The sequence below is a fragment of the Nocardioides sp. Root1257 genome (genome assembly GCF_001425175.1).
Lineage (GTDB): Bacteria > Actinomycetota > Actinomycetes > Propionibacteriales > Nocardioidaceae > Nocardioides.
Genome location: NZ_LMDV01000011.1, coordinates 186534 through 212497 on the forward strand (window position 1 = coordinate 186534; position 25964 = coordinate 212497).

The following is a 25964-nucleotide window of genomic DNA, read 5'->3' on the forward strand; positions in this document are numbered from 1 at the left end:
CGGCCGGTCAGTCGAACGGGAGAGGCGCCACGGTCAACGTGGTGCTCACGTGGATCACGCGGTCGAACGCCCCCACGTGCTTCATCAGCAGCGTCGGTGCGGTCTTCGTGCCGGTCAGCGTGACGCTGCCGTCCGGGTAGATGGTGAAGCCCTTGCTGGCCACCGTGATCCCGTGCGGCTCGGCATCGCGCTCGGCGGCCGCCAGGGCGACGACCGCGGTCTGGCGGCTGGCCGGTCCCTGCTTGGCGATGGCGGCCGCCTGGTAGCCGGCCTGCTGGACGTCGTCGTGCGACGACATCTTGGTCAGCACCACCGATCCGGTGTCGATCGCGAGGACCACGAGAACGAGCGCAGCGGCCGCGATCAGGCCGCGGACGCTGAAGATGCGGAGCAGTCCACGCATGGCCGGTCCCCCCTGGTCTCGGAGTGGTCGAGCTTCGATCTCGGAAGAAGAAGGAACAGGGGGCAGTACTCACCCGAGTACTGCCCCCTGCGGTGACGGCGGTACCCCCCCCGAGTACTGCCTGGTGGTGACAGCGCCCCCCCGAGCGCTGCCCCCCGTCCCGCGGCTGGATCAGCAGCCGGCGCCCTTGGCGGCCTGGAGGCCGCCGCCGTTCTCGACGTACTTCCACTCGTTCGCGGCGGCGTTGGCGCTGGCGCCCGAGTTGTAGCCCGAGATGCAGAAGTCGCCACCCGCGGGCGTTCCGGTGACCTTGAAGGTGGTCGAGGAGTCGTGCTTCCAGCCGGCGCCCTCGAGGATGGTCTGCGTGAAGGCGGTCGTGCTGGTGGGACCGTCGGTCGTGATCGTGGCGGCGACGGTCGCCGCGTTCTTGAGGTCGGACTTGATCGACGCGTCGACGCCCTTCTGGCGCTGGTTGAGGAACACCGGGATGGCGATCGCGGCGAGGATGCCGATGATGATGATGACGACCAGGAGCTCGATCAGGGTGAAGCCCTGGTCCGTCTCCTTCATGGACTTCTTGAGCCGAGCGAGCATGACGTTTCTCCTGTGCGTTTTCGGGATCAATGTGCGCCGGCCGTGTGGCTCGAGCGCCTGACTGTCATGGAGATCGTCGGTGCGGCGAAACCGCCCCTTGAGAGCGATCGAGAACTTTTTTCCGCCGCCTGAAATGACACCGGGGTGGGCGCCCGCACGGGCACCCACCCCAGCTGCCTGGTGGGATCGCCGAGGTCGGCGACCCCGATGGCTCAGCTGAGCGTCACGGCCGGCCCCATGGTGGCCGCCGCGGTCGCGCACGAGCCGCCGGTCGGCGCCGTCGCCGTGGCCGCTCCGGGCTGCAGTCCGCCGAGCGCGGAGTCGTACCAGAAGAAGCTGGTCGTGCCGCCCGTGCCACCCGAGTTCGAGCCCTTGATGCAGTAGCCGACGGCCGGGCCGCCGGTGACCGTGACGACGTTGCCCGAGCTCTTCTTGAACCCCGCGGTCGTCACGTTCGCCGCCGTCCAGTACGCGGTGGTCGCGTTGGCCGGCTTGCCGGTCGGGTCGTCGGTCGTGATCGTCTCGAGCACGGTCGCCGCGTTCTTGAGATCCGACTTGATCCCCGCGTCGACGCCCTTCTGGCGCTGGTTGAGGAAGACCGGGATGGCGATCGCGGCGAGGATGCCGATGATGATGATGACGACGAGGAGCTCGATCAGGGTGAAGCCCTGGTCATCCTTCTCGTCCATGGACTTCTTGAGTCGAGCAAGCATCTGATTCCCCCACAGTGATTGAGCAGCCGAGCGCGATGTCGCACGGGATGTCCCGGCGCGCGCCTTGTCGACGATTTCTTCGGGCCCGGCGACCGGCCACTTGAGAGCGGGCACATCCGGAGCGACTCACCGTCAAGTCACGGGTGGCGCGCGCCGACAACCTTGGCAGCCAGATCTTTCGTCGTGATGGAGAGTGCTGTGAAGAGTGCCGTGGGGGACGGGCGACGTCCGGCCGACGAGGGCATGACCCTCGTCGAGGTGGTCGTCGCGATCACGCTCTTCGCGGTGATGGCCGGCTCGATCCTCGCGCTGCTGGCAGGGGCGATCCGGCTCACCCGCGACGACCGCTTCCACATGGAGGCCTCGATCCTCGCCAGCCGCGAGCTCGAGATCACGCGGGACGCGTTCGCCTCGGGCGTGCGCGGACCGACGACCATCGACGTGAACCAGGCGGTCAACCCGTCGCCTCTCGCGGGAGGCACCGCCGGCCAGCCGCTGGTCGTGGACAACGTCCCCTACACCGTGACGCGTACGGCGCAGTGGTCCGAGATGGGTCAGACCGCGGCGTCGACCTGCGACGAGGGCGGGTCCATCGAGCTGGCCTACCTGCGCGTCCAGGTGGACGTGTCGTGGCCGGGGCTGGGTGACCGGCCGCCGGTGACCATGTCGACCGTCATGACCCCGCCCAAGGGCACCTACTCGGCGCTGACCGGCCACATCGGGGTCAAGGTCATCGACGCGTCGGGTGCCCCGTTCGGCGGCCGCACGGTGACGGCGACCGGTGCCTCCGGCACCTACACCGAGACGACCTCCGACGACGGCTGCGCGTTGTTCGCGTTCCTCGCGCCCGGGACCTACCAGGTGAAGGTGCAGTCGGTCGGCTACGTCAACCGCAACGGCGACCCGGCCGGCACGGCCACCGCGCAGGTCCAGGTCGGGCAGCTGTGGCGCACCACGATCGAGTACGACCAGGCGGCGGCACTGACGGCGACCTTCACCACCGCGAGCGGCTACGCGCTCCCGACCACGAACGCCATCCCGATCGCGCTCGGCAACAGCGCCCTGCTCCCGTCGGGGTCGAAGAGCGTCGCCGGGTCCGGCAACACCCGGACGGTGGCCAACCTCTGGCCCTACCCCTCCGGCTACCAGGTGTGGGCCGGGTCCTGCCTCGACAACGACCCGCAGTTCACGGACCAGGACCGCGGGCTCCCGATCACGACCGACCCGGGCACCACGGTCCCGGTCAACGTCCCGCTCGGCGCCATCGACGTCCAGGGTCCCGCCAACGCGGCGATCACCGCCGTGCACGCCGCGGACTCGGCCTGCGCCTCGGGGCTGACGATCACCCTCGGCACGACCGCCGCGAGCGGCAAGCTGAAGACCAGCGTCCCGTTCGGCACCTGGACGATCAAGTCCGGCACCAAGACGGCGAGCGTGACCGTCGCCAGCGGCGACAGCCCGCGATCGGTGAACCTGCCATGACGATCCGACCACGAGACCCCGAGGCCCGGCTGGACGACGAGGGCGGCAGCATGGCCGAGCTGGTGGTGGCCATGGGGCTCTTCGTCCTCCTCACCGTGATGCTCACCGTGACGTCCGTCCTCGGCTACCGGGTCGCGGCCAACCTCGGCAACCGCACCGACAACGCGACGCAAGGGCAGCTCGCCACCGACGCGGTGAGCAAGGTCCTGCGCACCGCGATCCTGCCCGACCAGCTGACCGAGGTGTCGTGCGTGGACTGCGCCGACACCGCGATCGTGCAGGCGACGCGCACGCAGGTCTCCTTCTACGCCAACCTCGGCGCCACCAGCGTCGTCGGACCGAGCCTGGTCACGCTGCGGGTCGTCCAGGACCCCCGTGCGACCCAGACCTCCGGCCAGCTGGTCCAGACCTTGCAGCCGCCGACCGACCTCGGCAGTGGGAAGTACACCTTCTGCAACCCGGCCAACGCAGGCTGCGTGGTGCAGACGAGGGTGCTCGCCCGAGGTCTCGCGTGGCCTGCGGCGAACCTGCTCGCGTACTACAACTTCGCAGGCGCCCAGATCACGTCCGCCACCTTCAGCAGCGCCGACCTGGCGTCGGTGGCCAGCGTCGAGGTGACCCTCACGGTCCAGACCGTCCAGGGCCAGACCAGGTACCCGGCGACGACCGTGGTCAAGCGGGTCCGGCTGCCCAACTCGGACATCAACGTCCTCGTCCAACCATCGCCGTGAGGTGGAAGATGCGCACACGTGACGACGAGGGCTCGGCCCTCCTGGTGGTGCTCGGCATGATGATGGTCCTGACCCTCATCGTCACCGTCGCCGCGACGCTGGCCATGAAGACGGCGGCCTTCGCCCGGCACTCCAACGACTGGAACGCCGCGCTCGCCGCTGCCGAGGCCGGCGTCGACGACTACCTGGCCCGGCTCAACCGCGACGACAACTACTGGGTCACCAGCCCGGACTGCACCAACGTCGCGATGCGGAAGCCGAACGTGAGCAGGTGCTCCTGGGGCGCGTCGACCACCATCGGGTGGGCCGATGTCCCGCAGGGCGACCGTGCTCAGTTCCACTACGACGTCGTCACGACCAGCACGCCGGTGAACGGCACCATCAAGCTCACGGCGACCGGACGCGTCGGCAGCGTGACGCGCACGGTCTCGACCGTCCTGCGCCGCGGCGGGTTCGGGGAGTTCCTCTACTACACCGTCTACGAGACGATCGACCCGGCGAACGAGGCGGTCTACGGGCTCAACAATGCCACCGCCCAGGACAAGTGCTCGCACTACGCCTGGGACCCCACGACGCCCCGACCCAAGAACCAGAGCATCGGCGGCGTCACCGGGTGCGTGAACATCCAGTTCGGTGACAACGACAAGATCAACGGGCCGCTGCACACCAACGACACCATGCTGACGGGCGGGAACCCGCTGTTCCAGGGGACGGTGACGACGTCCGACCCCGCGTGCCAGCCCGTGAACGGCGTGGCGCGCCCGGCGACCTCCTGCTACACCAAGAACGGCACGTCGAACCCGCAGTTCGACAAGGGCATCAACTACCGGGCCGAGGTCGAGCTGCCGACCAGCATCGGCGACCTCTCCCAGCACGTCGACCCGACCAAGACCTCGACACCGGGGTGCCTCTACACCGGGCCGACGCGGATCAAGCTCATCGACGACGGCAGCACGTACTCGAAGATGAAGGTGTGGAGCCCCTTCACCGTCTCGGGGGTCAACTCGGGCTGTGGGGGCACGCGGCCCAACGGCGTCACCGTCACCATCCCGAACAACAACCTGGTCATGGTGCGCAACGTGCCCTCGAACGAGGCCACCGCGGCCACGTCGGTCGCGTGCACCGGTGGTGCGATCGGCGACGGGTACCCGCTGACCGACGACATCAACCGCAAGCTCAACGAGGCGAGCTGCGGCTACGGAACGCTCTACGTCGAGGGTCAGCTCGCCGGTCGCCTGACGTTCTCGGCGGCGAACAACATCGTCATCACGGGAGACCTGACCTACTCCGGTGGGAAGACCGGCCTGGACGCACTGGGCCTGATCGCCGAGAACTCGGTGAAGATCTACCACCCCGTGAAGTCGACCTGCAGCAACCCCTTCAGCTCGAGCTGCTCGAACTACACCGAGCTGTCCCGACCGAACAGCGCCGGCATCTTCAAGAACGCCAAGGTCTACGCCGCGATCCTGACCTTGCAGCACAGCTTCACGGTCCAGATGTACGACCAGGCGTCGAACCTGGGGACGCTCTCGGTCTTCGGGACCATCGCCCAGCGCTTCCGTGGCCCGGTCGGACTGGCCGGCGGCACCGGCTTCACCAAGAGCTACGAGTACGACACCCGCCTGCGCTACTCGCCGCCGCCGTTCTTCCTCGACCCCGTCCGGTCGTCGTGGGGGGTCAAGGCGTACGGCGAGTCCACGCCGGCGTACTGACGCCCGGGGCAGCGCACCCGGCGACACCCGCCCTGGTCCGGGTGGTCACCTGAGTTGGGGACTGGACCCACGGTTGCCTGCCGAGGTCGCCTTCCTCGTCGAGGATGGCGACGACGGCGGGACCAGAGGGCCAGGGGCGTGGCCGGCGGGGGTGGACGGGTGACCAAGAGGCTCGATAACGGACCATCACTGCTGACCGATGCGGGGGTCGGGCGCCTGGTCGCCTCCGAGGCCGATGTCGGCGCTGCCCGTGAGCGGCGCAGGCAGCTCGCCCTCCGCCGGCTCGCGCTCGTCCTGGCCGTGCTGATGGCGTGGCTGTGGTGGCGCCTGCTCCACGGCGACCCGATCGACGTGCGCTCGTGGCACCTCCCGACGTTCGATCCGTTCCTGTTCATGGCGTCGCTGCTGCTGCTCACGATGGTGGGCGTGCTGCTCGCCACGACGATCGGGGCAGGCCGCTCGCCACACGTCCTCTTCAGGCCGGAGCAGATCGACGTCACCCTCGACGACGTCAGGGGGGTCGACGCCGTCAAGGAGGACGTCGTCCGCTCCCTCAACCTGTTCCTCGCCCATCGCGCGTTCACCGAGGAGATGGGTGGTACGCCGCGGCGCGGACTGCTCTTCGAAGGGCTGCCGGGGACCGGGAAGACCCACATGGCCAAGGCGATGGCCCGCGAGGCCGGCGTCCCGTTCCTCTTCGTGTCCGCGACCTCGTTCCAGTCGATGTACTACGGCGCCACCGCACGCAAGATCCGTTCCTACTTCCGAGAGCTGCGCAAGGCCGCCCGACGCGACGGGGGCGCCATCGGCTTCATCGAGGAGATCGACGCGATCGCGGTGACCCGGCGAGGCATGTCCGCCGTACCCGCGCCGAGCCTCGACCCCGTGCTGCCCTACGACTCGTCCCTCATCGGACACACCTCGTGCGGGTGGCACCCGCCGGCCACGGTGTTCACCGTCGACCGGGCCCCGGCGATCAACCGCTCGACCATCAGTGAGGGCACCGGCGGCGTGGTCAACGAGCTCCTCGTCCAGATGCAGTCGTTCAACGAGCCGAGCGGCTCCCAGAAGGCCCAGGCCTGGCTGATCGAGCAGCTCAACGCGCTGCTGCCGGCCCACCGTCAGCTGCGGCGGCCGGCGCCCGTGCCGACGAACGTGCTGGTCATCGCGGCGACGAACCGCGCCGACAACCTCGACCCGGCACTGCTGCGCCCGGGCCGCTTCGACCGCCGGCTGACGTTCGACCCACCCGGTCGGGTGGGCCGCCGTGAGCTCGTCGACCACTTCCTGGCCCGCAAGGCACACGTCCCCGAGCTGGACGACGACGCCGTACGGGAGCACCTGGCGGCGCTGACCCAGGGCTACACGCCCGTCATGATCGAGCACCTCTTCGACGAGGCCCTGGTCAACGCGCTGCGGCGCGGGGACCGCGCGATGACCGTCCGCGACATCGAACGCGCCCGGCTGACCGAGGAGATCGGTCTGGGCCAGCCGGTGCAGTACACCGACCAGGAGCGGACCCTGATCGCCACCCACGAGGCCGGGCACGCCACCACGGCGTGGCTGATCGCACCCGAGCGGCGCCTGGAGGTCCTCACGATCATCAAGCGCCGTGACGCGCTGGGGCTGCTGGCACATGGCGACCGGGACGAGGTCTTCACCCGGTCCCGTCACGAGATGCTCAACCTGATCCGGATCGCGATGGGTGGCATGGTCGCCGAGGAGCTGTTCGTGTCCGACGTCTCGACCGGTCCCGGCGGCGACCTGGTCGCAGCCACCACGGTGGCGGCACAGATGGTCGGGGTGTGCGGCATGGATGACAGCCTGGTGTCCTTCCAGGCCGTCCAGGGCGCGGCGCTCTCGGACACCAACATCGTCGGCCGGGTCCTCGGCGACCCCCAGGGGCGGGCGGCCGTCGAACGCCTGCTGCACGAGCAGAAGCAGCAGGTCCACGACCTGCTGGCCGAGAACATGCACCTGGTCGCGGCGCTGCGGGATGCGCTGGTGAGCCGTCACGAGCTGATCGGCGCCGAGATCACCTCCGTGCTCGAGGCCGCAGCCAGTCGGCACAAGGAGCGGATCTGACCGTCCGGGCGCGGCGCCAGGACCCCCATGTGTCCTGGCGCCCCCCCGGCGCCGACGTGCTCAGCCGATCATGTCGAAGACCTTGAAGATCGGCATGTACAGCGCGACGATCATCGACCCGACCAGCAGGCCGAGGAACGCGATCATCAACGGTTCGATGAGAGCGGTGAGCGACTCGGTCATGGCCTCGACCTCGCTGTCGTAGAAGTCGGCCACCTTCATCAGCATCTGGTCGGTGGCGCCGGCCTCCTCGCCGGACGCGATCATCTGCACCACCATCGGCGGGAAGACCTCGTGCGCGGCGAGCGGCCCCGCGACGGACTCGCCACGGCGTACCGACTCCTGGACCTCCTTGAGCGCCCGCGAGATCACGATCGACCCGGTCGTCTCGGAGACGATGTCGATGGACTGCAGGATCGGGACCCCCGAGGACAGCAGGGTGCCGAGGTTGCGGGCGAAGCGGGTCAGCGCGAGCTTCTGGAACAGCTTCCCGAACACCGGGAGCTTGAGCTTGGCCGGGTCGACGACGTTGCGGACCCGCTCGGTCCGGCCGTACCGCCGCCACCAGATGGTGAACGCGATGCCGGCCACGACCCCCAGCGGGAGGAGGAACTTCATGGCGTCGGAGAGCCACACGAGGACCCGGGTCGGCAACGGCAGCTCACCACCGAGGTTCGCGAACATGTCCCGGAAGACCGGCACGACGAAGATCAGCATCGCGACGCACATCAGCATCGCCAGCACGAAGACGACGACCGGATAGGTCAGCGCTGCCTTGATCTTCCCGCGCAGCTTCACCTCGGCCTCGAAGTTGTCGGCGATCTGTCGCATGGCGCGATCGAGGAAGCCGCCTGCCTCGCCCGCTCGGGTCATGCTGACCATCAGCGGCGGGAACGCGTCGGGGTGCCGGGCGAACGCGGCGGACAGGCTCAGGCCGGACTCGACCTCCTGCTTGACCGCGCGCAGGACGGCGCGCAGCGCCTCGTTCTCCGACTGCTCCGCCATGATCGTGAGCGCACGGGTCATGGTCAGGCCGGCGTCGATCATGGTCGCGAACTGGCGGGAGAAGACCGCGAGGTCGCGGGTCTTGACCCGCTTCTTGAAGCCGAGCTTGATCTCGCGCTGCATGCCGACGTTCGCCGGTCGCACCTCGAGCGGCACGTAGCCCATCGCGCGCAGCTTGTCGGCGACCGCGCCCTCCGACGCGGCCTCGACCTTCCCCTCGCTCAGGCGACCCTGGGTGTCACGGACCTTGTAGGAGTACTGCGTCGCGGTGACGGTCATCTGTCTGTCCTCGGATCGTGGTGGGTGGTGGTCACTGCCAGGACGCGACGGCGCGGGTGTGGCCCGGTCCGGCGAGCGTCTCGAAGTCGGCCCGGTTGGTGCACGCCTCGGCGCCCGCCGCATAGGTGATCCGGCCCGCCTTCACGAGCGCCGCGAGGTGTGCGTTCAGGGTCTGCATGCCGTCGCGTGCGCCGGCCTGCAGGGAGCCCTGGATCTGCTGCAGCTTGTTGTCGCGGATCATGGCGCGGATGCCGGTGTTGCAGACCATGACCTCGACGGCCGCCGTCCGGCCCTGTCCGTCCGCGGTCTTCACGAGGGTCTGGCAGACGACGCCCTGCAGCGTCGCGGCCAGCTGGGTGCGGACCTGCTGCTGCTGCTCGGACGGGAAGACGTCCACGACACGGGTGATGGTGTCCTGGGCCGACTGCGTGTGCAGGGTGGCCAGCACCAGGTGGCCGGTCTCCGCGGCCGTGAGCGCGACCGAGATCGTGTCGAGGTCGCGGAGCTCGCCGACCAGGATCACGTCGGGGTCCTGCCGCAGGGCGTGTTTGAGGGCCGCGCGGAACCCGTGGGTGTCGGCGCCCACCTCGCGCTGGTTGACGAGGCACCCGCGGTGCTCGTGGAGGAACTCGATCGGGTCCTCGATGGTGATGATGTGCCCGCGCCGGGACTGGTTGATCTTGTCGATGATCGCGGCGAGCGTCGTCGACTTGCCCGAGCCGGTCGGGCCGGTGACCAGCACCAGGCCTCGCGGCAGGTCGGCGAAGGTGCCGAGCACCTCGGGCATGCCGAGGTCCTCGAGGGGGACGATCTCCCACGGGATCACCCGCATCACGGCCCCGATGTCCTCCCGCTGCTGGAACACGTTGACGCGGAACCGCGCGTGACCCGGCACGGCGTACGCGAAGTCGAGCTCGAGCTCCTCCTCGAAGACCTTGCGCTGCCGCTCGGTCATCACGTTGTAGAGCGTGCGGCGCAGCTGCTCACCGGTCAGCTCCGGGTAGCCCGGCAGCCGCTCCATGTCGCCGCGGATCCGGACGGTCGGGGGAGCGCCCGACGTGAGGTGGAGGTCCGAGCCGTTGAGCCGCAGCACCGAGATCAGCAGCTCGTCGATGATGAGGTTGCTCGGAGCCGTCGGGTACTCCGGGTACGCCGGTGCCGCGACCAGCGGTGCGGCCGGCGCGGCGGGCTGCGGGGGCTCCGGCATCGTGCCGAGGGTCAGGCCGAAGCCGTTCCTGAGGACGTCGTTCACGGATGCTCCTCCGAGCTGCCAGTCAAGGGATGGGCCACCTAGGTGATCGGTGGCTCAGCGCCGTGACTTGAGTCCGTGCCCGTCAGACGACGACGCGCAGGACCTCCGCGATCGACGTCCGGCCCTGCGCGACCTTCAGCCAGCCGTCCTGCTTGAGCTCCGACATACCCTGCTGCACCGCGCTCCGGGTGATCTCGTCGGTGGCCGCCCGGGCGACGGTGAGCCGGGCGATCTCCTCGCTGACGGTCATCACCTCGTGCAGCGCGAGCCGCCCGCGGTAGCCCGTCTGCGAGCACGTCGAGCAGCCCACGGGGCGGTAGAGCACGGGCAAGGGCTCACCGTCCGACCAGGGGTAGTCGACCCGCAGGAGGTCGGCGGGCTCCGGGCGGTACTCCTCCTTGCAGCGCTCGCACAGCGAGCGGCACAGCCGCTGCGCGACCACGACGTCCAGTGCCGAGCCGACCAGGAACGGCTCGATGCCCATCTCGACCAGGCGCGTCGCCGCCGACGGCGCGTCGTTGGTGTGCAGCGTGGAGAGCACCAGGTGGCCCGTCAGGGCGGCCTCCACGGCGATCTGGGCGGTCTCGTGGTCCCGGATCTCGCCGATCAGGACGATGTCCGGGTCGGAGCGCAGGATCGAGCGGAGCGCGGAGGCGAACGTCAGTCCCGCCTTCACGTTCACCTGCACCTGGTTGATCCCGGCCAGCCGGTACTCCACCGGGTCCTCGACGGTGATGACGTTGACGTCGGGTCGGTTGAGCTGGTTGAGGGTCGCGTACAGCGTGGTCGACTTGCCGGAGCCGGTCGGGCCGGTCGCGAGGATCATGCCGTAGGGCTTGGTGTACGACTCCTCGAAGCGTCGCAGGTTGTCCTCGCTGAAGCCGAGGTCGGGCAGCGCGAGCTGGGTGTTGCTGTTGTCCAGGATGCGCGCCACGACCTTCTCGCCCCAGACGGTCGGGAGCGTCGCGACCCGCAGGTCGATCCGGCGCCCGTCGTGGTTGACCGAGAGCCGGCCGTCCTGGGGGACCCGGCGTTCGGCGATGTTCATGTCGGCCATGATCTTGAAGCGGGAGACCACGCCGTTCTGGATGTTCTTGGGGGAGTGGTGCGCATCTTTCAGCACACCGTCGATGCGGTAGCGGACGCGGAGGTCGCGCTCGGTCGGCTCGATGTGGATGTCGGAGGCGCGGTCCGCGATCGCCTGGCTGATGAGCAGGTTCACGAAGCGCACGACCGGCGCCTCGTCCGAGACCTCCGTGAGCCCGGACAGGTCCGCGGACTCCTCGTCCGCGGTGAGGTCGTGGGAGAGGTCGTTGAGCTCGCCCTCGGCGCGGTAGACCTGGTTGAGCTTCAGGTCGATGTCGCCGCGGTTCGCGATGGCGAAGCGCACCCGACGGTTGGCCATCCGGCTGAGGTCGTCCTTGAGCTCGATGTTGCCGGCCTGGCGGACCGTCACGGCCACCACCAGCTCGCCGTGCTCCAGCCGCAGGGGCAGCACGCTGGCGTGCCGCACGAACTCGGCCGGCAGCAGCGCGGCCGCGCTCATGTCGACGGCGTACTCGGTCAGGTCGACGTACTCGAGCCCGGCGCTCGACGCCGCCGTGCGGAGCATGTCGCCGCGCTCGACGACGCCGTTGTCGAGGAGGACCTCGAGGACGTTGCGCGACTCCCCGGTCGCGAGCCGGTCGGCCTCGTCGAGGTCGGCGGTCGTGACGAGCCCGGCCGAGAGGAGGGCGCTGACTGTCTGCTGATCGGTCTGGGACTTCATGATCACTCCTGTGGGATCACTGACAGCGCGGCGAGAGGGTTCTCCCGGTAGCGCAGGATGAGCTCCCGAGTGGCCTCGTCGATGTGGCCGTGCAGCGCCCGCCGGTACGTCGTCAGCTGCTGCTCGGCGGTGCGGAGCCGCCCGAGGGCGTCCTCCACCTGGGCAGCGTCGTGGGGGTCGACCTCGACCACCCACATCTCGCTGAGGATCGGCAGGTCCGGCAACGGGTCGGCAGCCCGGAAGCGGACCAGCGCGCGGCGGGTGCGTCCGGACCCGGTGTCCCCGAGCGCACGGACGAGATCGTCCATGGCGAGGGGCTGGCCGGTGCCCGACTCGGCCTCCAGCACGTCGATCCGCGCGTGCACCAGGCGCCGCCAGTAGGACACCCGGTCCTCCTCGGCCTCGAGCTCGTGCCGGTAGGCACGCAGCTGGTCGAGGTCGAGGCCGGCGAGCTCCTCGGACGGCACGGTCGACACGAGCGTGCGGCGGCGGGGCGTTGCTTCCTCAGCTGGGCTCATGGTCTCGTCATCCCGCCTGGTCGACCAAGCCGGGGTCGATGCCCGCGCGCTTGAGCATGACCGACATGTCGTGGGTGTTGGAGCTGTGCAGCTTGGCGTCGGCGATCGACACCGTGCGGTCGAGCACCATGCGCACCAGGTGCTGGTCGAAGGTCTGGGTGCCGTCGAAGCCGCTCGCGGCGATGATGTCCTCGATCGTGTCGGTCTTGTCGGGGTCGGCGACGGCCTCGGTGAGGCGGGAGTTGTTGACCGCGATCTCCATCGCCACCGCCCTGCCCTCACCGTCCGCGCGCGGCACGAGTCGCTGGCAGACGATCCCGCGCAGCGTCGTCGCCAGCCCGAGCCGTACCTGCTTCTGCTCGTGCGGCGGGAAGAAGTCGATCAGCCGGTTGACCGTCTCCTTCGCGTCGGTGGTGTGCAGGGTCGACATCACGAGGTGGCCGGTCTCGGCGGCCGAGAGGCAGGCCCGCACGGTCTCGGCGTCACGCATCTCCCCGATCAGGATCACGTCGGGGTCCTGACGCATCGCTGCTCGTACGGCGACCGTCCAGTCAGCGGTGTCGGTGCCGAGCTCGCGCTGGGTGACGCTGGCGAGCTTGTCGTGGTGCACGACCTCGATCGGGTCCTCGATGGTGAGGATGTGGACAGGACGCGCCTCGTTGATCGCGTCCACCATCGCCGACAGGGTCGTGCTCTTCCCGGACCCGGTCGGGCCGGTCACGATGACCAGGCCGCGGGGCTCGAGCGCCAGCCTGCGGATGACGTCGGGCAGGCCGAGGTCGTCCAGCGACATCGGCTCCATGCGGACCAGCCGGAGCACGCACGCGGCCGCGCCCCGGGCCCGGAAGGCGTTGACGCGGAACCTCCCGATGCCGGGCACCGACAGCGCGTAGTCGGCCTCGTTGGTCTCGTCGAAGGTCGCGCGGACCCCGGGAGGCATGGTCTCGCGGATCATCGCCTCGATGCCGTCGACGGTGAGCGGGTCCACCTCGAGGGGGACCAGGTCGCCCGAGATCCGGATCTTCGGCGGCGCGCCGACCTTGATGTGGAGGTCCGACCCGTTGTTGACCACCACGGCCTGAAGGAATGGAGCGATCTGAAGTGTCAACGCCGTGCCTCCCCGTCTCGCAGTCGACACGGGTTTGTGTACCACGGCCCCACTCGGTCGTGTGGCGGAACGCGGTCGATGTCATCCAGCGCCGGTATGTGCTCGGGGCGGGCTCCAGGAAATCCCGTCGTGCCCGTCAAGTCGGGCTCCGCCGGCACCGAAGATCCCTGTGAACCCCTCACTCTCTAGGCACCGCGAGGACTCCATGGCACGCACCCTGGTCGGTCTCGACATCGGTAGCACCGGTGTCCGCGCAGCCGAGCTCGTTCCGGGCCGGCGCCGCGCATCCCTGCGCCGCTTCGCCGCCGTACCGCTCGGCCCCGACGTCGTCCGTGCGGGCGTCGTCCTCGACGGCGAGGCGCTGACAGCGGCCCTGCGCGAGCTGTGGTCGATCGGCAAGTTCGGCTGCAAGGACGTCCGGCTCGGGGTGGCGAACTCGGCCGTGATGGTGCGGCAGATGGTCCTCGACTGGATGCCTCCCGCCGACTTCCGCCAGGCGCTGCGCTACCAGGTGCAGGACGCGCTGCCGATGCCGGTCGACGACGCCAACCTCGACTACCACCTGATCGAGGAGCTCGAGCTGGGTGAGGACGGCAAGGACCCGCAACGGATGGTCCGGATCGTGCTGGTGGCCGCGGCCCGCGAGGTCGTCGACCCGTTCGTCGAGGCGGTCCGCCGCGCCGGCCTGCGTACGACCGCCGTCGACCTGATGCCCTTCGCGCTGGTGCGGGCCCGGACGCCCGGCGGCCTGAGCCCCACGTCGGAAACGGAGGCGATCGTCGACATCGGCGCCGATGTCGTGACGGTCGTCGTCCACAGCGGAGGCGTGCCGCGCTACGTCCGCATCATCCCGGGCATGGGCGGCGGTTCGATCACGCAGGCGGTCCAGCAGGCGTTCGGGTGGAGCTGGGACGACGCAGAGCGCACGAAGCTGTTCGTCGGGCTGCCGGGGCACGCGACGCTCGACGACTCGCAGCGCATGGCGACGACAGGCCCCACCGATGGGTTCGAGCACCCCGCACAGAAGGTCGTCGTCGAGTCGGCGACCGCCCTCGTCGGGGAGATCGGCACCACACTCGACTTCTTCAGGGCATCGGCAGCCGAGGCCGCGACCAACGACCCGAGCCGCGCCGAGGTCGCCCGGGTCGTGCTGTCGGGAGGTGCGGCGCAGCTCGGGGGCTTCCGCGAGCTGCTCGAGGACCGCCTCGGCAAGCCGGTCAGCCACTTCGACGTCAAGCCGTCCCTGAAGGGATCCCGCACCTCGAGGCTGACGCGCGCGGACGAGTCGGCCCTCACCGTCGCGGCCGGCCTCTGCGCAGGAGCGGCACGATGATGGGCCGCCGTGGGGGCAGCCACCCGCGCCCGGGCCTGCCCCGCGTCAACCTGCTCTCGCAGTCGGACCTGGACCGGATCGCGGTCCGCCGGCTCCGCACCCGATTCGTCGCCGGCGGCGTGGCGCTCGCCCTGCTCGTCGGCGCGGGCTGGTTCGTCCAGCACCAGCGGGTCAACGACGCGAAGAAGCTCGTGACCGTCGAGAAGGCCGAGACCGACCGGCTCAGTGGCGAGGCCAAGGAGCTGACGGACATCAAGACCTTCGTGGCCGGCGTCGACGGCCAGAAGCAGACCGTGGCCGCGACCATGGGCCAGGAGATCTACTTCTCGCGGGTCCTGTCGGGGATCCGCGGCGCCAGCCCGATCGGCACGACCCTCCAGTCGATCGCCGTGACCCTGGCGGCGGACGCCGCGGGCTCCTCCGCCGCTGCCGGAGACGCGGGTGCCTCGGTGTGCCCCGGACCCGACCCGTTCCAGACCGAGGCGGTCGTCGGGTGCGTGACGCTGTCCGGTACGGCGGTGTCGCGTGCCGAGGTCGGTGAGCTCGTGACGAGGCTCGGCAGCATGGGCCTCTTCGTCGAGCCGTTCATCTCGACGACGACGACCGGCGACGCCCAGACCGTGGCGTTCAGTGGCTCCGTCGGCCTCTCGGAGAAGGTCTACAGCCACCGCTACGGCACGGTCCCGGCCGCCCAGACGAGCGACACCCCGGAATCGGGGACGTCCGACGACGGCGCGGACCAGGCGTCCGCCGCCACGGGAGGAGAGTCCTGATGGACCTCGGCAGCCCCACCACCAGCAAGGTCGTCGGCACCCTGTGCCTGCTCGCCCTGGTCGCCCTCGGCTGGACCTTCGTGGTCGGACCGGAGACCAGTGCCCTGTCGGACACGCGCGTCCAGGTCGACTCCACACGCGAGCAGAACACGCTGCTCCTGCAGCAGCTCGGCCAGCTCCAGCAGCAGAAGACCGAGCTGAGGAGGACGCGTGTCGTCGCTGCGGAGCTCGCGACCAAGTTCCCGCCGACCGCCGACCAGCCGGGCCTGTTCGAGCAGGTCACGGCGGCCGCGGTGGACGCCGGCATCGGTCCGCAGGGTGTGACCACCCTGGCGCCGACGCCGCCCGTGATCGGCGCCGGCACTGACGGCGTCACCGCCGATCCACCGGCGGCCGGGACCGGAACCCTGGCGACCCAGGACGTCTCCGTCTCGGTCACCGGCACCTACGACCAGACCCAGCGGCTGCTCGAGAACCTCGAGCACCTGGCGCGTGCCTACCTGATCACGTCCGTCGACCTGGCCGGGTCGGGCGACGACAGCACCGGCACCTTCACCACGTCGATCACGGGGCGCATGTTCGTGATGCCCCCGGTCGCCGATCCATCCGATGACGACGTCACGACCGCACAGCAGTGAGCGAGGAGTGTTGACCATGGAACCCACCACGCAGACCATGTTGCTTCTGGGGCTGGTAGCCCTCCTGGCGCTGCTCCTCCTCGTCCGAGCCGTCGGGCGCCGACGGTCTCGCGGTGCGACGGCGGAGGCCGCCGCGACACCCGAGGCCGCGGCCGTGGTCGAGGCAAAGGCAGAGGCCCAGGCCGAGGTCGTGGTCGAGCCGGAGCCGGAGGCTCCGGTGCAGGTCGAGCCCGACGTCCCGGTGGAGGTCGCGGCGGAGGTCGCAGCGGAGGTCGAGGCGGAGGTCGAGGCGGAGGTCGAGGCGGAGGTCGAGGCGGAGGTCGAGGCGCCGGCAGAGACCGCCGCACCGGTCGTCGCCCGGCGCCGCGGGCTCCGCCGCCGCGCCCGTCGTGACGACGTCGCGGCCCCACCGGTCGAGGCCGAGGGCGTCGAGCCCGGTGCCGGGACCGGGGACCAGGCGGAGCTGCGGGCCCTGCGTGAGCAGCTGCGGGAGCTCGAGCAGGTGGTCCAGCAGCAGGCGGCCGACCACCCGACCGCTGCCCTCGCCCGGGTCGAGGAGGTCGCGGCCCAGCAGTCGGAGGCCTACCTGCGCCAGGTCTCGCTCGTCGTGCGCGGCCTCGCCGCCCACACCAGCGAGGACGAGAACCCCCGCCGCACCCTGGCCCGGGTCGCCGCCGCCGTCGAGCGACTGGGCGTCCCGAACCAGATGGAGCGCCCGATCCTTCCGATGACCAGGGAGCTGTCGGCGCGTGCGCACCAGGAGGGCTCGACGAACCCCAGCCACCGTCGCGAGGAGCTCGAGCTCGGGTCGGCGGCGGGTGCGGCGCCGGTAGCGCCGGCTCCCGCTGCGGACGTCTTCGCCGGGCTGGCCGCGCACCCCGTGGCTGCGCCGGTCGAGGCGCCCGACCTCTCCGGCGACGTGTCCGGCGACGTGTCCGGCGCCGGCTACGGCGCCGTGTCGGCTCCGGCCCAGGCCGTGCTCACGGCGCTGTACCCGGAGGCGGTCGAGCCGGACCCGGACGGCGGCCTCGCGGCGTACCAGCTCGCGGAGGCGGTCCTGCCCGTGCCCCCGCCCGCCGCTTCGGAGATCCCCGGCCGGCGGCGCGGTCTCTCGCGCAAGCCCCGCTGATCCCGGAGGGAGTCGGACCATGACCACCGTCACCGAACACCACCGGACCAACGACGCGGCCGAGCGCCTGAGCGTGCCGGCACAGCTCGTGCGACTCGCGAGCCGGTACGCCGCCGAGGGCGACGTACGCCGCTCGCAGCTGGCGTCGTGGACGGCCGACGTCTACGTGCTCGAGGAGCTGCTCTGGGAGCACGGTCTCGCCGAGGTGCCGGACCCGGTCGCCCAGCTCGCCGACGTCGGTGAGTCCGTGGCCCGGGCCCTGGAGGCGCTCGCGGCGGGGGTCAGCGGCGAGGTGCTGCCGCGCGCCGTGGTCGAGGAAGCCCGTCGCGCCATGATCCTGACGTTCGACGAGTCCGTGCACGAGATGCTCAGGGAGCAGCTCCCGTCGCTCGACCACCTCGACGCGTGCGAGCCCGACGCGGTGACGGACCCCGAGCGGGCGCGGGAGGCTCCCGTGCGCGAACGGCTGGGCGACCTCACCGTCGGGGAGCTGGTGTCGGAGCTGCGTCAGGTGGCCACGGACTGCCTGCACGTCGGCGAGGTGATGGACGTGGAGGGCGAGCTCACCGCCGCGGACCGGATGTCGCACCAGGCCGACGTCGCCACGTTCGAGGCCTACCTGATCGCCGCCGCCGCGCACGCAGGGGACGCCCAGATGGCGTCGGTCGACCTGAGGTGGGAGCTCGCCCGCGGCCTGCGGCCGACCGAGGTGGCGAGCGACGGCGCGGGGCGGAGTCCCTTCGCGACGCTGCGCCGCGAGCTGATCGCCCTGGTCGGCTCCGCCGAGATGGAGAGCCTCTGGCGTGCCTTCGAGTCCGCGGACGCAGGAGCATGACCGGGTACGTCGCCGCGACGAGCGCCCTGCCGCCGGCCTTCCTGCCGGTACTGCTCGGGCTGCTGGGCCTGCTGATCGGCTCGTTCCTGAACGTCGTCGTCCACCGGGTCCCGGCCGGCCTGTCGTTGGTGTCGCCCGGGTCCGCGTGCCCGGCCTGCGCTCACCCGGTCCGGCCGCGTGACAACGTCCCGGTGCTGTCCTGGCTGCTGCTGGGCGGCTCCTGCCGCGACTGCGACGCCCCGATCTCCCTGCGCTACCCGATGGTGGAGCTCGCGACGGGACTGCTGTTCGCCCTGACGGCGTGGCGCTTCGGCTCGTCGCCGTACACGGCGGCCGCCCTGGTCGTGATGGCGGCCGGCGTCGCCCTGTTCATGATCGACCTCGACCACCTGAGGCTGCCGTTCGCGGTCACCGGGGCCGCGGCGGTCGGCACCGTGCTGGCGCTCGTCGTCGACGTCGTGGTGCGTGGTCCGGCGGCCGTGCCGACGGCACTCCTGTCCACCGCGATCTGGCTGGCGGTGTACGGCGGGATCTGGTTCTTCACGGCCGGGCGGGGGATGGGTCTCGGCGACGTCGCCCTCGCCCCGGTGCTGGGCCTCGCGCTCGGCTGGCTCGGCTGGGGCACCAGCGTCGTCGGCCTCGTCATGGGCTTCGTGATCGGCGCGGTCGTCGGGGTGCTGCTCATCGCCTCGGGCCGCCACCAGCGCGGGGCCAGGGTCCCGCACGGGCCGTTCCTGCTCAGCGGCGCGGCCGTCGGCCTGTTCGCGGGCGCCCCGCTGTGGGACGGGTACCTGCGAGTGGTGGGTCTGGGGTGAGGCCCGAGGACGAGCCGTCAGCCGTCCGGGAAGCGTCCCGACCGGTCGGCTCGTCACGCACGGGCTGCTGTCTCTCGCTCGACCTCGAGGGAACCATCGTCTGGGTCGCGCCGACCTCGCTCGACGTCCTGGGCTGGCCGCCGGCGGAGCTGTCGGGTCGGCACGTCTCCGTCGTCGCGCCCCAGCTGGGGAGGGCACTCGACCGGGCCGGCCGGGCCTGGCTGCTGCGGGCGGGAGCGGCCGGGACGACCGTCGTGGACGTCGCGGTGCGTCGCGACGGGGACGCGTTCGAGGCCTTCGTCGACCTGGCGGCGAAGCTGTCCACCGGCGGTGAGGTGACCGGGGCGACGGCCATCGTCCGCGACGCCACGGCCGAGCTGCACTCGCGACGGTCTCGTCGCCTGGCGCGGGACCGGGAGTCCGTGCTGATCCTGGGGTACGACCTGGCGATCCGGCACGCGACGCCGGCCGCGACGGCACTGCTCGGCCTGGCGGCCGCCGACCTGTTCCCGCGGGGGAGCGGTCGCATCGTCCACCCGGACGACCGGGTCGCCGTCGGTGAGGCGGCGCACCGGCTCCTGGCCGACCCGCAGCACGTCGAGCGCCTGACGACCCGCCTGCGCGACGCCGACGGCCGGTGGCGGTCGATCGAGGTCACCCTGTCCAACTGCCTCGGCGATCCCGACCTCCGTGGCCTGGTGGCGAGGCTCCACGACGTGACCGACCAGATCCGCACGCAGGAGGAGGCGCACCTGTCCGCGGCGCTGCACCGGGCGATGGTCGAGACCTCGGAGGAGGGCATCGCGGTCATCGGCGAGGACGGTGCCACCCGCTACGTGAACGTCGCCACCACCCGCATCCTGGGCCGTTCCTCCGACGAGCTCTACGGCCTGGACCTGCCGGCGCTGCTCGGCGGGGGCGACCGGGCGGTCGGCGTGCAGGCACGCCAGGAGATCGTGTACGCGCACCCGGAAGGTCTCGATCGGATCCTGGCCGTCACCAGCAGCCCGCTGGGCGAGGACGGGGCCGGCCTGGGATCGTTGCTGACCGTCACCGACGTGACCGAGACCCGTCTCTCGGAGCGCGACCTGCGTCAGCGCGCCCTCTACGACTCGCTCACCGGGCTGCCCAACCGCTATCTGGTCCGCGATCGCCTCGAGATGGCCGCTGCGCGTCAGCAGCGCGCCGACAGCGGGGGGACCGCGGTCCTCTTCATCGACCTCGACGGGTTCAAGCCGGTCAACGACACCCACGGCCACGAGGCCGGCGACGAGCTGCTCCGCCAGGTCGCGGGTCGCCTCGTGGCGGCGGTGCGGACGACCGACACGGTCGGCCGGATGGGCGGCGACGAGTTCGTCGTGGTCTGCGAGGACGTCGACGACGCGAGCACCTCGGTCGTGGCGGCTCGGGTCCAGGCGACCCTCAAGCGGCCGTTCGACCTGGGGCACGAGCACGTGGGGATCGACGCGAGCGTCGGGGTCGCCGTCTCACCGCCGTTCCCCGTCGAGCAGCTGGTCCAGGAGGCCGACGCCGCGATGTACCGCTCGAAGCGGGCCGGTGGGGGCGCGACGACCGTCGCGCAGCCGTGAGGTCGGCGGACCGGGCCCCGGTCAGTAGCCGGACGTGAGGGCGCCGGTCGTCCGGGCCTCGTCCGGCGAGACCGCGCGACTCCACAGCCAGCCCTGGGCCGCGTCGCAGCCCAGACCGCGCAGCAGGTCGGCCTGCTCCTGGGTCTCGACGCCCTCCGCGACGACGCTCAGGCCCACGGCCCGCGCGAGCTCCACGATCGACGCCGCGATGGCGAGCGCGCTCGGGTCCGAGACGACGTCCGTCACGAAGCTGCGGTCGATCTTCAGCACCGTCACGGGAAGGTGGTGGAGGTACGCGAGCGAGCTGTGGCCGGTCCCGAAGTCGTCGACGGCGATCGCGAACCCGCGCTCGCGCAGCCGGGTCAGCACCCCGACCGCGGTCGGTGCGTCCGCCATGATCGCGCTCTCGGTGACCTCGAGGAGGACCTCGGTGGGTGCGAACCCTGCCGCCTCGACGGCGTCGGCGATCCAGCTGTCGACGTCCGGGTCGCCGAGCGTGTAGACGGACATGTTCACCGCGACGTACGCCGAGGGTGCCATGGCTCCGTCCTCGCGCAGCGAACGCGCGTCGGCGAGCGCCCGGCGCAACGCCCATCGGTCGAGCTCGGGCACCAGGCCGAGGTGCTCGGCGAGCGCGACGAACCGGCTGGGCGCGACGTCACCGTGCACGGGGTGGTGCCACCGGGCCAGTGCCTCGGTGCCGAGCACCCGACCGGTGCCGAGGTCGACGACCGGCTGGTGGTGGAGGCGGAGCTCGTCACGCTCGAGGGCCCGACGCAGGTCCGCACCGAGGTGGTGGTCGTCGGTGTCGGCGAGGCTGGCGTCGAAGAAGCGGACCCGGTGGCGCCCGGCCGCCTTGGCTGCGTGCATCGCGGCGTCCGTGCGGTGGACCAGCTCCTCCGCCGACGGCGTCGGCGAGGTCGCGACGCCGATCGACACGGTCAGGGGTACCTGGCCCTCCGAGACGTCGTAGGGGCCGTCGAGCGCGGTCAGCAGGTCGGCTGCGAGCTGCCGGGCCGCCGCCTCGTCCACGTCCTCGCAGACGACCAGGAACTGGTCCCCGGCGAACCGGCCGACCGTGTCTCCCGGGCGGGCGGCAGCGACCAGGCGTCCGGCCACCAGGACGAGCAGCTCGTCGCCGACGGCGTGTCCCCACCCGTCGTTGACGCTCTTGAACAGGTCCAGGTCGACGAACAGGACGGCCGTGGCGTCGGCCCCGCGGACCAGGGCGTGCTCCAGGCGGTCGAAGAGCAGCGCACGGTTGGGGAGGCCGGTCAGCGTGTCGTGCAGGGCCGCGCGGCGGAGCTGCTGCTCGAGCAGCCGTGCGTCCGTGACGTCGGAGATCATGGCGAGCGAGCCCTCGACGTTGCCGCCGATGTCGTCGAGAGGGGCTGCGGAGACGCGCAACGTCCGCCGGCGCCCGTCCGGGTGTCGGTAGTCGACCTCGTAGCGCTCGGGGTGCCGCTCGGACGAGGCCGGTCCGTCCAGTCCCACCACGTGCATGGGTGGCAGCAGCTCGTGCAGCGAGAGCCGGGGGAGCGCCCCCGCCTCGGCCCCGAGGATCTCGAGCAGCCGGTGGTTGGCGTAGACCATGCGACCGTCCGGCCCGAAGACCGCCAACCCCTCCTCGGCGTTGTCGGCGATCGCGCGGTACCTCGCCTCCGAGGCGCGGAGCGCGGCCTCGGCACGCACCCGGTCGTCGATGTCGCGCAGGTTCCAGAGGACGCCCCCCACGGCGGTGTCGAGCAGGTTCGTCGCCGTCGCCTCCGTCCACCGCCACCGGTCGTCCACGCCCCGGATGCGCAGCGCGACGGTCTCCGTGATGCTCGCCTCCACCACCCGGTCGAACGCGTCGAGGGCGGCCTGCTTGTCGTCCGCGTGGACCCGATCGGTCCCGGCGAGCTCGATCAGGTCCTCCACCCGCCAGTCGACGAGATCGGTCAGCGCCGGAGAGATGTAGAGGACCAGCCCGGTCGCGTCCGTGACCATCGACAGGTCGCCGGCCCGCTGGGCCAGGGAGAGGAAGAAGCTCTCCTGTCGTTCGCGGCGGCGGGCCAGCCGGCGCACGCCGCTGACGTCCTGGACCGAGGCGAAGACGCCGGTCTGGTTGCCGTCCTCGTCGTAGAGCACGGTGCCGGTGACTGCGACCGGCACCGGCTGCCCGTCCGGACCGGTCAGCACCTGGTCGGCGACGCCCGCGCCGTCGAGAGGGAGCAGTCCGTCGAAGGCACCGCCGTACCCGGGGGCGGAGCTGTGCAGGAGGTCCTCCGTCGGCCGGCCGACGAGCGACGCGGCGGACCATCCCACGAGCTCGCAGAACGCCGTGTTGACGTCGGTCACCCGACCCCTGGCATCCCACTGGACCTGCGGCACGGGCGACAGCTGGAACTGCGCCCGTCCGAGCGTCGTCGCCTCGCCGAGTGCCGCCTCCAGCCGGCGCAGCTCGTGCACGTCGACCGCGTTGCCGACGACCGCCCGCACGTCGGGGTTGCCGCGGTGGTCGGTCAGTACCTGCCGGACGAGCCGCCAGCCGTGCGCGGGATGGGTCAACCGGTACTCGACGACCTCGCGGCCCGTGCCGCGGAGCAGGCGGTCCCACGCCTCGCGCAGGACGTCCTGGTCGTCCGGGTGGGCCAGGTCCAGCAACGGCGTACCGACCAGCTCGGCGGCGGACAGGCCCGTCTGGTGCTCGACCCCGGCGGTCGCCGTCGTCAGCACGCCGTCGGCGTCGGCGGTCCAGGTGATGTCGGCGGACTCGGTGAGCAGCGCCTCCCAGAACCGCTCGCCCGCGGACGGACGGGCCTCGTCGAGGCAGAAGACGTTGAGCGAGGCCGGCGCGCCGTGGGCGTCGCGGTTCAGCGTCCACACCAGACGCACCCGGCGTGACGTCCGGTCCTCGAGGGTCCAGTGCTGGGTGAAGCCGCCGCACGGTGTGCCGGCGGCGGCCGAGACGAGCGCGCGCCGTCCCCGTCGGACGTCGGTCGGGTAGTCGGCGAGCGCGTTCAGGTGCGTGCCGACCAGCTCGTCGGTCGAGAGGCCGACGAGACGGCAGAGCCCGCTGTTGACCTCGGTGAAGCGTCCGTCTATGTCGACGCACGCCGCAGGGACGTCGGTCTCGACGACACCCGAGTCACTGCTCGGAGGCGTCGACGTTGCGGCGCTCGGGTCAGGTGCGCGCATCGGATCACCCCTCGTGCCGGGATCCTGTGGGCCCGGGCCCAGAGACACCCTAGGGATGACGGGTCGATGTCGTGCCCAAATCGGGGAAAACGCCTGACGCGGTCCGCGTGCCGGAGCGAGGCAGGTGTATAGACCGCCACGTCCATCCGGGTCCGTAGGTGGCGCGATGCCTCCGGCAGCCTCGCGGGACCGGCACGCCACGAGGCATGCTGTCACCCGAGGGATGTGACAGTGGGGGTGCGATGACGGACAACGAGGAGCGCGCAGGCACGGTCGGTGATGCCGTCGCGTTGATCGCGGCCCGCAGGCTGCTCCGCGTGACCACCCGGACGGAAGCGGCAGCCGCGCTGCACGACGCGCTCCGCGACCTCGGTGGCCGGATCGTCGAGGTCCGCGACGCTGGTCCGGCCGCCCTCCCGGACGATGTGTCGCTCGGCGTCGGCGAAGCGGTGGTGGTGGTCCCCGTGAACGGGGATGACTCGGCTCGGGAGCTCCTGGTGGAGCAGCTCCCTCTCCTGCTGGAGGACGCGCGTGCCGCGGCGGCGCGGTGCGACCACGATCTGAGGCAGGAGGCCCGGGCGCGCACCGACGCGCTCACCGGGCTGGCCGACCGTGGCGAGACCGACACGAGGCTCGCCGCGGCCAGCTCCGGGGACGTCGTGTGCCTGCTGGACCTCGACGGCTTCAAGAGCCTGAACGACACGCACGGGCACCCGGCCGGCGACCGGGCGCTACGGACCTTCGGAGCGCTGCTGCGGGCCAGCGTCCGCGACGTTGACTTCGTCGGGCGGTACGGCGGGGACGAGTTCCTCGTGGTGTTCGCCGGCACCCCGCTGTCGATCGCCGAGCAACGCATGCAGGGCCTGGTGAGGGTCTGGGCCGAGAAGGGGCCCGGCGTCGGGGTCTCGGTCGGGGTCGCCCTCGTGGACGAGCGCGGGCCGACGAGGGCCGCCGCGGCGGCCGACCGCGCGCTCTACCGTGCCAAGTGGGCCGGCGGCGCGCGGGTGGACGTCGCGCTGGAAGCGGACTGGCCGCCGCGCTGACGGTCTGAGGCGCTCCGTGGGAGGCGCTCAGTATGAGGCGCTCAGTGCGCGCCGGTGAGGTTGAGGCCGACCACGCCGACGACGATCATCGCCAGGGACGCGGCCTTGACCCAGCCGAGCGACTCGCCGAGGAACAGGTAGCCGACGACGGCGACCAGTGCGGTGCCGGTGCCCGCCCAGATGGCGTAGGCGACCGACACCGGGACCGTCTTCACGATGATCGTGAGCAGCCAGATCGCGGCGGCGTACCCGGCCATCACCACGATCGTCCAGGGGACGTCCGTGAAGCCCTCGGCCTTCGGCAGCAGGGCGCTCGACGTCACCTCCAGGGCGATGGCGACGGCGAGCAGGATCGCGGCGAGCATGGTCGTTCCTTTCGAATGTAGCGACTGCTACAACTGTAGCACTCGCTACGCTAGGGGCGTGAGCCGCCGCGACGACCTGCTGGACCAGGTCACCGACCACGTGCTGGAGCACGGTTTGGTCGGCCTGACGCTGCGCCCGGTCGCGGCCGCCATCGGCACCAGCGACCGGATGCTGATCTATCACTTCGGCAGCCGCGACGGCCTGGTCTCCGCCGTCGTCGCCCGTGCGGGCGAGCGCAGCGTCGTGGCCGTCGACGCGCTGCCGGCGGCGCCGAACGTCCGGACCGCCGTCAACCGGCTCTGGGCGGCGTACGACGTCGAGCCGCTCAACCGCTGCATGGACGTGTACGTGCAGGCCGCCGCGACGGGGCTGTTCGGGAGCGAGCCCTACCTGAGCGAGGCCCAGGCCAGCAACGAGCGCTGGTCCGCCGCGCTGCGTGCCTACCTGGTCCGCAGCGGTGCCCCTGCCCGGCGCGCCCGCCGGATCGTCACGCTCGTCGACTCGGCCCTCTACGGCTTCCACCTCGACCTCGCCACCGACCCGTCCGACGAGCTCGCCCGCGGCGTCGACGACCTCGCCCGCGCGGCCCAGGCGCTCGCCGGCCCGCCGTAGG

Annotated in this window: 23 protein-coding genes; 13 read left to right on the forward strand and 10 right to left on the reverse strand. The window is 71.3% G+C overall.

Going from position 1 to position 25964, the window contains the following annotated elements; genetic code table 11:
• Positions 1 to 7: 7 nt before the first annotated feature.
• From ASC77_RS21345 to ASC77_RS27830, 3 genes are all read right to left on the reverse strand, one after another.
• A complete protein-coding gene (locus tag ASC77_RS21345) occupies positions 8 to 403 on the reverse strand; it encodes a hypothetical protein (protein ID WP_056157606.1) in 396 nt (131 codons plus the stop codon).
• A 171-nt stretch (positions 404 to 574) separates the two neighbouring features.
• Positions 575 to 997, reverse strand: coding sequence for a prepilin-type N-terminal cleavage/methylation domain-containing protein (locus tag ASC77_RS27825; protein WP_082575153.1), 423 nt, complete (start codon positions 995 to 997; stop codon positions 575 to 577).
• A gap of 212 nt (positions 998 to 1209) precedes the next feature.
• On the reverse strand, positions 1210 to 1710 hold the full coding sequence (locus ASC77_RS27830) for a prepilin-type N-terminal cleavage/methylation domain-containing protein (RefSeq protein ID WP_321163714.1): 501 nt from the start codon (positions 1708 to 1710) through the stop codon (positions 1210 to 1212).
• Positions 1711 to 1908: 198 nt separating this feature from the next.
• Here ASC77_RS27830 and ASC77_RS21360 point away from each other — a divergent pair, with 198 nt between their 5' ends.
• The 4 genes from ASC77_RS21360 (at position 1909) to ASC77_RS21375 (ending at position 7720) form a co-directional block, all read left to right on the forward strand.
• Entirely contained in the window at positions 1909 to 3192 is a 1284-nt protein-coding gene (locus tag ASC77_RS21360; protein WP_056157609.1) for a carboxypeptidase regulatory-like domain-containing protein, read from the forward strand.
• Positions 3189 to 3923 carry a hypothetical protein gene (locus tag ASC77_RS21365; RefSeq protein WP_056157612.1) on the forward strand — a complete coding sequence of 245 codons (735 nt, stop codon included), beginning with the start codon at positions 3189 to 3191 and terminating at the stop codon, positions 3921 to 3923. The genes ASC77_RS21360 and ASC77_RS21365 overlap by 4 nt, the downstream gene beginning before the upstream one ends.
• 8 nt (positions 3924 to 3931) lie before the next feature.
• On the forward strand, positions 3932 to 5635 hold the full coding sequence (locus ASC77_RS21370; RefSeq protein ID WP_056157615.1) for a hypothetical protein: 1704 nt from the start codon (positions 3932 to 3934) through the stop codon (positions 5633 to 5635).
• A gap of 159 nt (positions 5636 to 5794) precedes the next feature.
• Positions 5795 to 7720 (forward strand): AAA family ATPase, encoded by a 1926-nt coding sequence (locus tag ASC77_RS21375; RefSeq protein WP_200945081.1) that lies wholly within the window; start codon positions 5795 to 5797, stop codon positions 7718 to 7720.
• 60 nt (positions 7721 to 7780) lie between these two features.
• Here the strand turns inward: ASC77_RS21375 and ASC77_RS21380 are convergent, their stop codons facing one another.
• The 5 genes from ASC77_RS21380 to ASC77_RS21400 form a co-directional block, all read right to left on the reverse strand.
• A complete protein-coding gene (locus ASC77_RS21380) occupies positions 7781 to 9004 on the reverse strand; it encodes a type II secretion system F family protein (protein ID WP_056157618.1) in 1224 nt (407 codons plus the stop codon).
• Between the two features lie 31 nt (positions 9005 to 9035).
• Positions 9036 to 10256 carry a type IV pilus twitching motility protein PilT gene (locus tag ASC77_RS21385; RefSeq protein ID WP_235547884.1) on the reverse strand — a complete coding sequence of 407 codons (1221 nt, stop codon included), beginning with the start codon at positions 10254 to 10256 and terminating at the stop codon, positions 9036 to 9038.
• 82 nt (positions 10257 to 10338) lie between these two features.
• Positions 10339 to 12024, reverse strand: coding sequence for a GspE/PulE family protein (locus tag ASC77_RS21390; protein ID WP_056157621.1), 1686 nt, complete (start codon positions 12022 to 12024; stop codon positions 10339 to 10341).
• 2 nt (positions 12025 to 12026) lie between these two features.
• Positions 12027 to 12542: a hypothetical protein gene (locus ASC77_RS21395; protein WP_056157626.1), complete on the reverse strand. Its 516-nt coding sequence runs from the start codon at positions 12540 to 12542 to the stop codon at positions 12027 to 12029.
• A 7-nt stretch (positions 12543 to 12549) separates the two neighbouring features.
• On the reverse strand, positions 12550 to 13695 hold the full coding sequence (locus ASC77_RS21400; RefSeq protein WP_321163715.1) for a PilT/PilU family type 4a pilus ATPase: 1146 nt from the start codon (positions 13693 to 13695) through the stop codon (positions 12550 to 12552).
• A 160-nt stretch (positions 13696 to 13855) separates the two neighbouring features.
• On the opposite strand from ASC77_RS21400, the gene pilM reads away from it, so the two are divergent.
• The 7 genes from pilM to ASC77_RS21435 are packed head-to-tail and all read left to right on the forward strand — an operon-like array spanning position 13856 to position 20762.
• The gene (gene pilM / locus ASC77_RS21405; protein ID WP_056157631.1) at positions 13856 to 14983 is read left to right on the forward strand and encodes a type IV pilus assembly protein PilM; all 1128 of its coding nucleotides are present in this window, start codon (positions 13856 to 13858) and stop codon (positions 14981 to 14983) included.
• Entirely contained in the window at positions 14980 to 15756 is a 777-nt protein-coding gene (locus ASC77_RS21410) for a hypothetical protein (protein ID WP_156391224.1), read from the forward strand. The genes pilM and ASC77_RS21410 overlap by 4 nt, the downstream gene beginning before the upstream one ends.
• A complete protein-coding gene (locus tag ASC77_RS21415; RefSeq protein WP_056157636.1) occupies positions 15756 to 16394 on the forward strand; it encodes a hypothetical protein in 639 nt (212 codons plus the stop codon). Before ASC77_RS21410 ends, ASC77_RS21415 begins: the two co-directional genes overlap by 1 nt.
• Before the next feature lie 16 nt (positions 16395 to 16410).
• On the forward strand, positions 16411 to 17523 hold the full coding sequence (locus ASC77_RS21420) for a hypothetical protein (RefSeq protein WP_056157639.1): 1113 nt from the start codon (positions 16411 to 16413) through the stop codon (positions 17521 to 17523).
• A 19-nt stretch (positions 17524 to 17542) separates the two neighbouring features.
• Complete coding sequence (locus ASC77_RS21425) at positions 17543 to 18358, forward strand: hypothetical protein (RefSeq protein ID WP_056157642.1); 816 nt, start codon at positions 17543 to 17545, stop codon at positions 18356 to 18358.
• Complete coding sequence (locus ASC77_RS21430; RefSeq protein WP_056157645.1) at positions 18355 to 19173, forward strand: prepilin peptidase; 819 nt, start codon at positions 18355 to 18357, stop codon at positions 19171 to 19173. The genes ASC77_RS21425 and ASC77_RS21430 overlap by 4 nt, the downstream gene beginning before the upstream one ends.
• Complete coding sequence (locus tag ASC77_RS21435; protein ID WP_056157648.1) at positions 19170 to 20762, forward strand: diguanylate cyclase domain-containing protein; 1593 nt, start codon at positions 19170 to 19172, stop codon at positions 20760 to 20762. Before ASC77_RS21430 ends, ASC77_RS21435 begins: the two co-directional genes overlap by 4 nt.
• Positions 20763 to 20783: 21 nt before the next feature.
• Here the strand turns inward: ASC77_RS21435 and ASC77_RS21440 are convergent, their stop codons facing one another.
• Entirely contained in the window at positions 20784 to 23942 is a 3159-nt protein-coding gene (locus ASC77_RS21440) for an EAL domain-containing protein (RefSeq protein ID WP_056157651.1), read from the reverse strand.
• Between the two features lie 242 nt (positions 23943 to 24184).
• On the opposite strand from ASC77_RS21440, the gene ASC77_RS21445 reads away from it, so the two are divergent.
• Positions 24185 to 24985 carry a sensor domain-containing diguanylate cyclase gene (locus ASC77_RS21445; protein ID WP_056157654.1) on the forward strand — a complete coding sequence of 267 codons (801 nt, stop codon included), beginning with the start codon at positions 24185 to 24187 and terminating at the stop codon, positions 24983 to 24985.
• A 41-nt stretch (positions 24986 to 25026) separates the two neighbouring features.
• Here the strand turns inward: ASC77_RS21445 and ASC77_RS21450 are convergent, their stop codons facing one another.
• Positions 25027 to 25350, reverse strand: a complete 324-nt coding sequence (locus ASC77_RS21450; protein ID WP_056157657.1) for a DMT family transporter — start codon at positions 25348 to 25350, stop codon at positions 25027 to 25029.
• Between the two features lie 58 nt (positions 25351 to 25408).
• Between ASC77_RS21450 and ASC77_RS21455 the strand changes: the two genes are divergently transcribed.
• The gene (locus ASC77_RS21455) at positions 25409 to 25963 is read left to right on the forward strand and encodes a TetR/AcrR family transcriptional regulator (RefSeq protein WP_056157661.1); all 555 of its coding nucleotides are present in this window, start codon (positions 25409 to 25411) and stop codon (positions 25961 to 25963) included.
• The last annotated feature ends 1 nt before the right edge of the window (position 25964 follow it).